Annotated in this window: 10 protein-coding genes; 1 reads left to right on the top strand and 9 read right to left on the bottom strand. The window is 31.5% G+C overall.

The genetic code is table 11. The annotated features are described in order from the left end of the window. Positions 1-6 precede the first annotated feature (6 nt). Both xseB and K337_RS0101915 read right to left on the bottom strand, forming a co-directional pair. Positions 7-222 carry an exodeoxyribonuclease VII small subunit gene (gene xseB / locus K337_RS0101920; protein WP_028855081.1) on the bottom strand — a complete coding sequence of 72 codons (216 nt, stop codon included), beginning with the start codon at positions 220-222 and terminating at the stop codon, positions 7-9. 3 nt (positions 223-225) lie between these two features. Next, positions 226-3,633: an ankyrin repeat domain-containing protein gene (locus tag K337_RS0101915; protein ID WP_028855080.1), complete on the bottom strand. Its 3,408-nt coding sequence runs from the start codon at positions 3,631-3,633 to the stop codon at positions 226-228. Between the two features lie 258 nt (positions 3,634-3,891). Here K337_RS0101915 and K337_RS0101910 point away from each other — a divergent pair, with 258 nt between their 5' ends. Continuing rightward, positions 3,892-4,737 (top strand): MipA/OmpV family protein, encoded by an 846-nt coding sequence (locus tag K337_RS0101910; RefSeq protein WP_028855079.1) that lies wholly within the window; start codon positions 3,892-3,894, stop codon positions 4,735-4,737. Positions 4,738-4,742: 5 nt separating this feature from the next. Here the strand turns inward: K337_RS0101910 and K337_RS17470 are convergent, their stop codons facing one another. The 7 genes from K337_RS17470 to prfA all read right to left on the bottom strand — a co-directional run bounded on the left by K337_RS17470 (position 4,743) and on the right by prfA (position 12,519). Then, entirely contained in the window at positions 4,743-6,053 is a 1,311-nt protein-coding gene (locus tag K337_RS17470) for an MFS transporter (protein ID WP_051251563.1), read from the bottom strand. A 397-nt stretch (positions 6,054-6,450) separates the two neighbouring features. Continuing rightward, positions 6,451-7,020, bottom strand: a complete 570-nt coding sequence (gene rsmD, locus K337_RS0101900) for a 16S rRNA (guanine(966)-N(2))-methyltransferase RsmD (RefSeq protein ID WP_281168334.1) — start codon at positions 7,018-7,020, stop codon at positions 6,451-6,453. A gap of 52 nt (positions 7,021-7,072) precedes the next feature. Beyond that, complete coding sequence (gene queA, locus K337_RS0101895) at positions 7,073-8,095, bottom strand: tRNA preQ1(34) S-adenosylmethionine ribosyltransferase-isomerase QueA (RefSeq protein WP_028855077.1); 1,023 nt, start codon at positions 8,093-8,095, stop codon at positions 7,073-7,075. 151 nt (positions 8,096-8,246) lie between these two features. After that, on the bottom strand, positions 8,247-9,092 hold the full coding sequence (hflC, locus tag K337_RS0101890; protein ID WP_028855076.1) for a protease modulator HflC: 846 nt from the start codon (positions 9,090-9,092) through the stop codon (positions 8,247-8,249). Beyond that, entirely contained in the window at positions 9,073-10,158 is a 1,086-nt protein-coding gene (gene hflK / locus K337_RS17465) for an FtsH protease activity modulator HflK (RefSeq protein ID WP_084140761.1), read from the bottom strand. Before hflK ends, hflC begins: the two co-directional genes overlap by 20 nt. A 124-nt stretch (positions 10,159-10,282) precedes the next feature. Continuing rightward, entirely contained in the window at positions 10,283-11,446 is a 1,164-nt protein-coding gene (prmC, locus tag K337_RS0101880; protein ID WP_037029052.1) for a peptide chain release factor N(5)-glutamine methyltransferase, read from the bottom strand. Further along, positions 11,446-12,519 carry a peptide chain release factor 1 gene (gene prfA, locus K337_RS0101875; protein WP_028855074.1) on the bottom strand — a complete coding sequence of 358 codons (1,074 nt, stop codon included), beginning with the start codon at positions 12,517-12,519 and terminating at the stop codon, positions 11,446-11,448. The genes prmC and prfA overlap by 1 nt, the downstream gene beginning before the upstream one ends. Between the last annotated feature and the right edge of the window lie 97 nt (positions 12,520-12,616).

Below are 12,616 nucleotides of genomic sequence, written 5' to 3'. Positions count from 1 at the left end.
CCCCTCCTACTCAAAATCTTCTATTATTATTTCGCCATTTTTCTCCATTACTTTCTTTACCTTTCCCTCTGCTTTTTCCAATATAACACCGGATTTAGCCAATAACTTCATCGCTTTTTCATATTCTTTCATAGATTCATCCAAATCCATCCCACTCTCTAATTTCGATATTATCTCATCTATCTCACTTATATTTTCTTCAAAAGTATTTGCTTTTGCCATTTCCTATGCCTCCTCTTCTACTACTTCTCTGTATTTTTTAAAACCATACCTTTTCTCTATTTTTTTCAATAGATCCACCTTTTTTTCTATATCCCGCCTATTTTTTATACGAGTTATATCTTTTTCTATTTTTTCAATATAATTATATCCTAAATTATATATTAAAACTAGTTTTGATAATTCAATACTACCTTTCGTAGATAAAATTTCAAGATCTTCATCTTTCAATATATAGCCTCTTTCTAAAAATAATTTCATCCCTTCCAAATAATCATTTTGTATTATTTTTATCATTGGACTAAATTCTCCTCCAGTATAATCTAGATCGGCACCTTTTTCTATTAACATCTTCATTATTTCCAAATCTTTCGATAATATACTTAAGAACATAGGTGTCAAACCTTGGACTGTAATATCTAGCTTTACATTTTTATCTAATAAAACCTTAACCATGGGTTTATTTCCATGAGCTACTACGTGATAGATAGGACTTTGCAGCTCGACATCTGTACCTTTTTCTATTAAATATTTAAAAATATCAAATTCATTCTCTATAATAGAGTAAATTAGAGGAGTAATTCTTACTCTATTTTTTTTATCTACACTTTCTCCTAATTTAGCACCGCTACTTACCAATAATTTCACCATCTCTAGATCTTTATTTTTTATAGCTGTCATCAATGGTGTTATTTCATCTTCCGCTTCTGTCTCTACATTCCCTCCTAATTGCAGAATTTTTTTCACATTTTTTACCTTCTTATGTTCACAGGCAAGGAGTAACAACTCATCTAATTTAGGTTTTTTCTTACTCTTGGATATATATTTTTCAATAATATCTCCGTCATCCAAAAGAGATACAATAGTTTTTATATTCAATTGGCTGGAATAATTTTCCATCAGATAGTTGATTCCATTCTTTCCGCCATCTATATGGTAGAGTTTGATCAATAGTTTAGTAGGAGATTTTATACTATATCTTTTAGAAATTTTACTTTTAGACTTAAATCTATCGTTTAATATTACCAGGATATCGCCTATATTTTTTTCCTGTTTACCCATTATATATTTTTTATCTAGATTTTCAAATTCTATCAAAGAAAGTTTCTTAGAGTTAATTTTTTTATCCGATAAGACTCTCACTTCATTGGCTATGTCCAAGGCTGCATCATTCTTTTCTAGTTCTTCCTTCAATCTTTTTATTAGTGGCATTACCTCTGTTTTCATGGCATATTCAAAACTTTTTTCTAATTCCCCCTCCATCTCAAATAATTGTGAAAGTTTTTCATAATTTTCACTTTTTTCATAATATTCTTTTGCTTTTTCATAATATTTTTTTTCAAATGCATAATCTCCTATCCTGTCTGTTACTACATATTTTTCTAAACAACGAGATAACGAATCATCATTATTTACAATATACTCTATGGTCTTTTCCTGATTATACTCATTAAAGAAATCATCCGCTGCCAATTCATCTTCAGCTTTCTTTATATATTTTTTAGCTCCTGCTTTTTTAAATGCAGCAATGGCTTCTGAAAATAATTTTTGATTCAAAAATTCTTTTCCCTCTTTCAAAAAATCTAATTCCCCACTTTTTAGAGTAAAATCTCTTTTCCCCTCGACTGTCATGGGAACCAAATAGTCTTTCAACTCCTTCAATAGAGAACTCCCTTCATCTTCCTCCATGAGAAGGAGTCTTTTTCTAGCACGAGTTAACCCCACATAGAGCAGATTAAAATAATATCTATACAGTTGATTTGTTTTGGCTCTTCCAGAAAAAATAATCTTCCAATATTTTTTCAGTTCTGTTGCAAAGTTATAGAGTACAACCGAATCAAATTCCAACCCTTTTATATCCTGCACTGTCAATATTTTATTAGCTATTTTAGGCAACTCCATCCTCAGAGCTTCTTTAGTTTGATTAGTTGGAACTAAGATTATAGCTGTATTTTCTTCTAGTTTTTTTAAGAAGTCATTATCTTTTTTATAGATATATACGTCTTCCCCTTCTAATATTGAGGCTTCCTTATAGTCCTCTCCTAATTTTCCAATATATTCTCCTCTGAGATCACTTAGTTTATTGGCTAAATCTACTATTTTCTTTTGGCTTCTGTAATTTTTCCCCAGCTGCTTCTCAATATATTTATCCTTATAAAACAGTGATTTCACCCTGGAAAAACTAAAGTAAGTTGGATTTATTATTTGGTGAATATCTCCAGACAGCAATAAATTCTCCCCATTTTTTACCAAGTTTTTTAACATATATATCTCGATCTCTGTTAAGTCCTGTACCTCATCACAGATTATACAATCAAATATTTCTTTACCATTTAATATCACTCTTCGAGCTAGGTCATTTTCATCCATATAACCTCTTTCAGCAAGCCAATCTTGATAACTAATAGCAACTTTGTATATCTCTTTCCTTATTTCTTCACTATAGACTGTATATTTCTTATTCAATACCAAATAATCTTCTCGGGGTATAAGTTCTTGTTTTAAATCTCTATTCCAATTTCCTGCCCCTTTAGCCCCCATACTCCCTTTTATTGTTCCTCTAATTTCTTGATATAATTCCAAATGTTCAACACCTTTAGGAATCTTTGGATTATATTCATAGATAAATTTTTCAAATATTTTTAAGCCCATGGGTTTTTCCTTTAATTGTTTTTCATACAACTCCTCCAAAGAGTAAAATTCAACCATCTTTTCACAACTAGGATCTCTAAACTTTTCATACATTTCATAGGCTTTTTCCTTCAAAGGCTGTGTAAATGTTATATAGCCCACCTTTAAATCTTGCCTTTCCTCTAATTCCAGAGTTTTTCTAATAGCTACTGTAGTTTTCCCACTTCCAGCACTTCCTTTTAAAAATAATGGAAATTCACTGTTTAAAATTTCATACTGCTCATCATTCAGATAATAATATGTATATTCATCCTCGTTTTGAATAAACTGCAAAAGGTTTTCATCGGAAGTGATCTCGTATACAATCTTTGAATTTATCTTATTGTATATAATATCTAAATCTTCTTCTAACCTTTCATCTATAGGTTCATAGCTCTTCTCTATCTCTAATTTTTCGACCTTAGAATTTTCAATTTTATTTTGACGCATCCCGCTTTTTACTGCCAGATCATGGGTTGAAAACAATAATAGTACCAATACTTTTTCTCCATACCCTGCCCGTTTAATATCTTTAAATTCAAACAACACTCTGTCGCCGCTATTTACCCTGAATTCATATAGATTTTCCTTCAGTTTTTTCACCCAAAACCCCTTGGGTATCTCAAATATCTTTTTTTTATTTTCCGATATTTCCCTATAAAAATACTGTATTCTTTCTTTAACCTGCTTTATCTTTTCCTTAGGTACATTTTTAAAAAAGTCCCCAGTTATTAAAAATCTCATATGTAAATACTCCTAATTTTATGTCCTTATTCTTATTATACAATACTAAACTATAATATATATTTTAATTTTTTTATTCTAATTTTATGATAAACTATATTACAATAAGCTTTTAGATTTTAGCTCAGTTATTCTAATACCTTTAGCTAAATCAAACATCCGATTAAGCTATAGATATCTCAATAACTTAATCGGATGTTTTTAATTCAGTCCTAATTTTATTAGGCAAACTATAAATATATAATGGGAGTTGTAAATATGAAAAAATTTGATTTGATTACTTTAATATTTTTTATCTCTATAAGAAGTTTTTCTATATCTTTTTTAGACCCTGCCGTTAATCGTGTCATGGTGTATATAGATAAAGATGGGGCCAATAACTATGCATTCATTAGAGGAATGTCAGAGGAAAAAGACAAAAAAAGAGAAAAATTTATTTCCCTTGGTTTTGCCGCATCAGCTATTGAGCCACGGTTAGAGGATAAATCTTCCTATTCCACTGTAGTCCCGCTAATAAATGCTAAATACAATAATTTTTATACCTTTGGAGGTATCTATAATGGTTATACCTTCTATGAAGGTGATAAATTAAATTTAAACTTTACTGCTGAGTATAGATTTGCCGGTCATACAGATGAAGATTTTAATTCCTATCTAAAAGATCTTTCCGACGAAAATAATCCCATTATGCTGGGAGTAGGTGGAAGTTATGAATTGGGCTATGTTTTTTTAACTGGTGGAATCAATCATAATATTCGTGGAAACAGTGATGAAAATACAGCATCTATAGGAATTCTAGGAGGTATTCCCTTTAAAAAAATTATTGTCCTTGGTTTTTTAAGTTATGAAATTATGAGTAATTCCTACACCAATCGATATTTTGGTACCTCTATATCCACTGATTCTAAAATCCCATCTCATAATATAGATGGATTTGGTAGTGCAATAAGATTCACCACTGTAATAGCCTATAGTTTGAGTCGAAATATCGATTTATTTTCATATTATTATATAGAGACTCTTTCAGACAACATAAAAAAAAGCCCCCTTGTAAAAGGGAGCAATTCTAGTATGGTAGGTTTAGGAGCTACCTATACTTTCTAATTTTTCTAGTTCTTTTTACCTGAGTTCCATGCAGGTATTAGAAGTAGCATAGCTATTATCGCTGAAGCTATCAACATTATAAAATATACGTTCCATGAATAGTTATCTAAAACATAACCTACACCTAATTCAGATCCTGTTGCTCCTATAAAGTAACCAAATAGTCCTGTCCATCCTGCTGACATTCCCGCACTGTCATCTTTGGCAATATCCACCGCTGCTATACCTATAGCTGCTACTGGGAAATAGATTAAAGCTCCTATTAATGAAATTGCGATATTTATTATTATCATATTGTCGGTCATCCAATAAGTTGTTACTAATACTGCTGACAGTAATAAACATAACATAATTAAAGGAGTTCTTCTACCTTTGAAAACTTTATCTGATACCCATCCCAATAAGATAGTTCCTGGTATTGCTGCAAATTCAAACATGAAAAATGAGAATCCTGCATCTTTCATATTAATTCCCTTGTATTGAACTAAGTATACAGAGATCCAATCCAATGTTCCATATCTAAGAAAATAGATAAATGCATTTGATAGTGCTAAAGACCAAAGAACTTTATTTTTTAAAATATCTTCTACAAATATTTGTTTAGAACTTCTCTTGCTTTTAATCTTTACTTCTTCCTTTACAACTTCTCCATGATACTCTCTCACAGATGGTAACCCCAATGATTCAGGTTTATCTCTCAAGAATACCATTGTCAAAATACCTGCTATTATAGATATGATTCCTGGTAGGAAAAATAGTCCTCTCCAGCTTCCTGAAAACATACTTACTCCTATTATTACTACAAATGGAATCAGCATAGCTCCTACATTATGAGCAGTATTCCAAACAGACATCCATGTTCCTCTCTCCTTATCAGAAAACCAAACTTTCATTGTTTTTCCACATGGAGGCCATCCCATAGATTGAACCCATCCATTTATAGTCCAAAGAACGGTAAAAGCTACAATACTATGAACACTTCCAAACATAATATTCACTATTCCTGCCAAAATAAGTCCGAATCCCATAAAATATCTAGGATTCATTTTATCTGATACTCCCCCCATAATAAATTTTCCGAATCCGTAGGCTAAAGGCATCCCAGCTGCTATAGCACCAACTTGCAATTTAGTATATCCCAGTTGTTCAATCAAGTATGGTTTTGCAAATGAAAGGTTTTTTCTTGTTATATAAAAAATTGCATAACCTACAAATATTGTAATAAATACCTGCCACTTATATCTGGTGTATTCCTTATCTACATTTTTAGTATCAACACCAATTGCTCCTCCTACCGATTTAAAAAAATTACTCATCTTTCTTTCCCCCTATATTTTTTTCCCTTCTTACTTTGTTAAGCTATTCTCAAAGCAATATTTCAAAAAAAAAATAAAAGAGAGGACTAGCTAATCAGCTAGTCATCTCCTCCTCTCTTTTTCTCTTCAGGATATTTAATTTACACATATTTATACCGCATACAGAACATTTTGTCAACAAATAATATTGTGATTTAATTATTTTGATACTAAAAATGCAGATTAAATAACAAATAAATAACACTTTCGACTAAACATTTCTTAAGTAAGATAAAAAATACAGTTGTTTTCTTAAAAAACATAATTTTATGTAAATAAGAAACACTCTACCAAAAAATCAAAAAAGAGGAAAGTTTTTATAAAACTTTCTCTCTTTTTTTCAGATATCTATAGATATTTATCTAGTATAAAAACTCAATTCTTTTTTTCCGTATCTTCTTTCATCAGCTTTTTTAAATTCAGCTACTGTTTCTTCCATATCTTCTAATATATGGTGCTCCGCTATTATTAATCCATTTTCAGCTAATATCCCAGTTTCCGATATCTTTTCAATCACCTTAGCACATACATTATCTTTATATGGGGGATCTAAAAATATAATATCAAATTTTTCTCTTTTTTTCCCTAAAATTGTAATAGCTCTTAAAGTTTCGTTCTTATACGCTCTACACTGATCTTCAAATCCTAGATTATTTACATTCTCTATGATCACTCTAAGTGCATCTTTTTCCTTCTCTATCATTACAGCTCTTGAAGCTCCACGGCTTATTGCCTCCAAAGCTATATTCCCAGTTCCACTGAATAAATCCAATACTTTAGCCCCATCTATATAGGGAGCAATCATTGAAAATAATGATTCCTTTACCCTATCTGTAGTTGGTCTGGTATCAAATCCATCTCTACATTTTATGTTTTTACCCTTAGCACTTCCTGCTATTATTCTCATATTTTTATTACCTCTTTCTATATTTTTATTTTGATAATTTTAAATCTAATCATAAAACGAGTTATCGCTATAATTAGTATATAAACATGGCATCTCCAAAACTAAAGAATTCATATTTTTCTTTTACAGCTTCCTCATAGACACTGAACATAAAATCTTTTTCAGATAGTGCCGAAACCAACATAAGCAGTGTTGATTTAGGTAGATGAAAGTTTGTAATTAATGCATCTACTATTTTAAACTCATATCCTGGATATATAAAGATCTCTGTATCTCCAGAAGTTGCTATTAGTTTCCCAGAACTATCCGTAGCTGATTCCAATGTTCTTACAGAAGTTGTTCCTACTGCAACTACTCTTCTACCTTCTTTCTTTGCTCTATTAACAACTTCTGCTGTTTTTTCTGGCACTTCAAAAGTTTCAGAATGCATTTTATGTTCCAATACATTTTCAGTTTGAACAGGTCTGAATGTTCCCAGTCCAACTTCTAAATATACATCTACTATCTCTACACCTTTTTGGGCTATTTTTTCAAATAATTCCTCGGTAAAATGAAGTCCAGCAGTAGGAGCTGCTACAGATTCACCTTTTTCAGCATAAACAGTCTGATACCTATCTCCATCTTCTAATTTTTCTGTAATATATGGCGGTAATGGCATCTGCCCTAATTCATGGATAATCTCTTCAAAAACTCCATCAAAAGTAAATTCCAAGATCCTATTTCCATCATCCTTTACCTCTTTTAAAGTAGCCTTTAATTGACCGTCACCAAATATTATAGTTTGATCTAATTTTAATTTCTTAGCACGTCTTACCAAGCATTCCCACCTATTTAATTCCAGCCTTTTCAGTAAAAATACTTCCATCACTGCTCCACTTTCTTTTTTACCTATAAGTCTTGCAGGAATTACCTTAGTAGAGTTTCGAACAAGCACATCTCCCTCATTTAGATAGTCTAAAATATTATAAAATCTTTTGTGCTCTATCTCTTTTTTAGTTTTATCTACAACCAACAATCTAGAGTGATCCCTGGGCATTGTAGGAGTCTGCCCTATCAATTCCTCCGGTAGATGATAGTCATAATCTGACAGTAATATTTCCTCTTTAATCTCTTCTTTTTTCTTATCCAATTTCTATACCTCTTTTTTGACTCTTCCTTTTTATAGTTTCTCTTCGCAAAAGAAACTAAAGCTAAAATATCTAGCGTTAGTTTTCCCTTACGAAGGGAAAACGCCAACGAGGAAAGAGTTATTTTGTTTGTAACATCTTCCATAATTCTGAATCTGTAGATAATATCACCTTAGTTTTATTATCCATAATCTTCTCATAGGATTCCAATGTTTTCATAAATTTATAAAATTCAGGATCTCTGTTATATGCATCTGCATATATTTCCAGGGCTTTTGCATCTCCCTCACCCTTTAATTCCTCAGATTTTCTATAAGCTTCTGCTAATATTATAGTTTTTTCCTGATCAGCTTGAGAGGTGATTTCCAGGGCTTTTTCCCTTCCTTCAGCTCTATATTTCTTAGCCTGCTGATTTCTTTCAGCCTCCATCCTTTTATAGATATTTTGTTCATTTTCTTTAGGTAATTCAACCCTTTTTATCCTTACATCTATTATATCAATTCCTGAAGATTTAGCTATTTTTTTACTCTCTTCAGTTACGTTTTCCATGATAATATCTCTCTTTGAAGATATTATTTCAGATAAAGTATATTTCCCCATCTCTCTTCTAAGTTCAGAATATACAATATCATCTAATCTGGCCTGAGCTCCTGCTATATTTTGTACACTCTGTAAAAATAATAGGGGATCAGCAATCTTCCATCTGGCATAGTTATCTATTACTATACTTTTCTTTTCTTTAATTATAATTCCCTTAGGTGCCGCATCATAGTTTAATAACCTTTTATCAAAATATCTGACATCATCAATAAACGGAACTTTTCCATATAACCCAGGTTCCGTTACCACTCTTTTAGGTTTTCCCAACCTGATTACAACGGCATTTTCAACCTCTGAAACTTGAAATAAAGATGTAGATGATACTATCACAACTATTGCTAAGATACTAATTATTAGTTTTTTCATTAGTTCCCACACCTCCTCCAATTAAGTTTAAAACACTTCCTTTTAATTCAGGATCGACTATTATTTTTTCAATACCAGGCATTGTTTTTTCCATAGTTTCTAGATACATTCTTGTTTTAGTAACCTCTTTACCCAATGAATATTTTTCACTTAATTTTATAAATTTTGCTACATCCCCTTGAGATTCTTTAATTCTTTTTTCCTTATAAGCTTCCGCTCTATTTATCATTTGAGATGCCTGTCCACGGGCATTTGGAATAATATCGTTCCTATATCCATTAGCTTCATTTATAAATCTAGCTCTATCTTCACGAGCATTAGCTACTTCTTTAAAAGCTTGCATAACCTCTTCTGGTGGTCCTACATCTTGTAGTTGCAATCCTATTATCATTATTCCAGTTCCGTAACTATCTAATATTTCCTTTAGTTTTTCACGGGTCTCTTCTTGAATTCTCTCTTTTCCAACTGTAAGAGTTTCTTCTATCCCCTTACTTCCAACAACCTGTCTAAGAGCAGATTCAGATGCACTCTTTATCGTTTCATATTGGTCTCTTACATTGAATATATAATCTTTTAAGTTACTGATCTTGTACTGAACACTAAAATCAACATCAATCATATTTTCGTCCCCTGTAAACATCAACGATTCCTCTGGAATATTTTGATACCTTGCAGGTGGTCCAGCCTCAACAGTTTCAAATCCTATCTCCACTCTATAAACTTTTGTTGTTTTTACAACATACCTTTTCCCAATTGGGCTAGGAAAATACCAATGCATCCCAGGTCCTACAGTTTTAGAATATTTTCCAAATCTAAGAAGTACCGCTTCTTCATCTGGTCCCACTTGGTATACACCGGTTCCCAGAAAAATAAGAGATAATATTATTATTATTCCCCCTAATCCACCCTTTATATGGTTTCTAGATGATTTTCTTGGTCTTCTTCCCCTGGGATCTTCTCCCTTTGGAGGTTCATTTTGGTCATTTCTTTCCTCATCCTTACCGTAAAATATTTCCCTTATAAATCGCTTAACATCCTCTAAATCGTCAAACCTTATCTCTCCCATAATATTCCCCCTTGACGGCTATAAGCCGACTAATAATGGATAATTAAATTCCAAAGCCTTTGAGACCCAAAATAATAATTAGAATAAACCAAATTTAGTTTATCCACAACAAAATAATCTTGTGTTACCTGTTAAGTTTTCCAATTACCATTCTTTCGTGTTCTGCATAATCATAATATACTTCTACATTCAAAAAATCATTTTTTTCCATTATTTTTTTTACAGCTTCTCCTTGATTATACCCAATTTCAAAAGCCAAATATCCACCTTTAACTAGGTGATCAGGGGCATTTTTAGTGATTTTCTCATAAAAATATAAACCATTATTAGGAGCAGTCAAAGCTAATTTAGGTTCATATTTTAAAACCTTTTCCTCTAAGACTTCATATTCATAGTCAGGTATATATGGCGGATTAGAAACTATCAAATTAAATTTATTATATTCTACATCCCTTAATACATCAGATTTAATAAATTTTACATTAGCAGCATTATTTTCTAACTTATTTTTCTTGGCTACAGCCAAAGCTTTCTCACTAATATCTACTCCTAAAACCATGGATTTAGGAAGTTCCTTTCCTAAAGTTATCGATATAGCGCCACTACCACTGCCTATATCTAATATCTTGGGTTCCTCTATTCCATCCATTAATTTTATACATCTTTCTACCAATAATTCAGTTTCAGATCGTGGAATTAGTACAGATTCATCTACATAAAATTTATAACCATAAAACTCCTCAAACCCCAAAACATATTGGAGAGGCCTCTTATTTTTCCCTATCTCTACCAGCATCTCTCGAATTTCTTTTTTTTCTGCCTCTGTTATAACTCTTTCAAATTTTAAGGTCATCTCCATCCTAGAAACCTTTAAAATATAACTAAATACATGTTCTGCATCTAATTTTGCTTCCTTAGATCCATGTTTTTTTAGATATACTATACTTTTAGTCAGAAGGTCTAAAAATTCTTTTCTGTAAGTTTTTTCAATCTTATCCCTATCTAAATCTGTGACTGTTTTATCACTTTCACTTTTTTTACACTCTATTTTTTCTTCTTTTAGGAGTTCATCAAACCCTATTTTTTTCTTTATCATCTGTAATATGTATTTTTTAATCCTAACCCTCTCATCATCTATAAGAGGTCTGTCATATTCTGCATAGAGTAATATCCTATCGATGGATAATACATGGGATATTACCTTCTCTGCTTCTAATCTAGGTTTAGAAAAGGAGTATTTTTTAAAATACTCCTCACTCCATCTCAATATATCGAGTAGATTTTTCATTAATCTACCATACTTTGTAATTGATCTGCTTGATCAAATGTGATTAATCCATCGATTATCTCATCTATGTCTCCATCTAAGATATAGTCTAACCTATGAAGAGTAAGTTTGATTCTATGATCTGTTACTCTTCCTTGTGGGAAGTTATATGTTCTAATTTTTTCAGATCTAGCACCAGTTCCTACTTGTAACTTTCTGTTTCCTTCTACTTCTGATCTTTGCTTTTCAACTTCAGATTCAAATAATTTAGCTGCTAATAATTTCATAGCTTGTTCTCTATTTTTTAATTGTGATCTACCATCTTGACATTGAACAACAGTTCCAGTAGGCATATGAGTGATTCTTACTGCTGAGTCAGTAGTGTTAACGTGCTGACCTCCTGATCCTCCTGATCTATATGTATCTATCTTAAGGTCAGATGTTTTGATATCAACTTGTGTAACGTCATCTATTTCAGGTAAGATTGCAACTGTGATTGTAGAAGTATGGATTCTTCCTGATCCCTCTGTAGCAGGTACTCTTTGTACTCTATGTACTCCTGATTCAAATTTTAATCTAGAGTAAGCTCCTTGACCCTTTATTAAGAAGATTACCTCTTTTAATCCACCTACACCAATTTCATTTTTTTCCATTATCTCTATCTTCCATTTTCTTCTCTCTGCATATCTACTATACATTCTGAAAATGTCTCCAGCGAATAAAGCAGCCTCATCTCCACCTGCTCCACCTCTGATCTCTACGATTACGTTTTTATCATCGTTAGGGTCCTTTGGAAGTAATAATATTTTCATATCCTCTTCCATTTCAGGTAATTTTTCTTCGATCTCTGATTTTTCCTCTAACATCATCTCTTTCATCTCGTCATCTTTTTCATCTTTTAAATTTACTTTGATGAATTCTAACTCTTCTAAGTACCCTCTGTATTCCTTGTATTTCAATACAATCTCTTCCATATCATTGATAGCTTTATTGTATTCGATCATTCTCTTGTGATCTGTCGCTACTTCTGGAGTTGCTAATAATGCATTTAATTCGTCATATTTTTTTGCTACTTCATCTAATTTTTTAAACATCTATTCATCCCTTCCTACAACTTTATTTTTTTACAATATCTATTGTTCATTTTTTTATATTTTCTTGATTTTATAGTAGTATATCCCTTTAAAATTC

This window comes from Psychrilyobacter atlanticus DSM 19335, assembly GCF_000426625.1.
GTDB lineage: Bacteria > Fusobacteriota > Fusobacteriia > Fusobacteriales > Fusobacteriaceae > Psychrilyobacter > Psychrilyobacter atlanticus.
The sequence above is the reverse complement of the archived record's forward strand: the minus strand, read 5'-3'. Positions and strand labels throughout refer to the sequence as shown.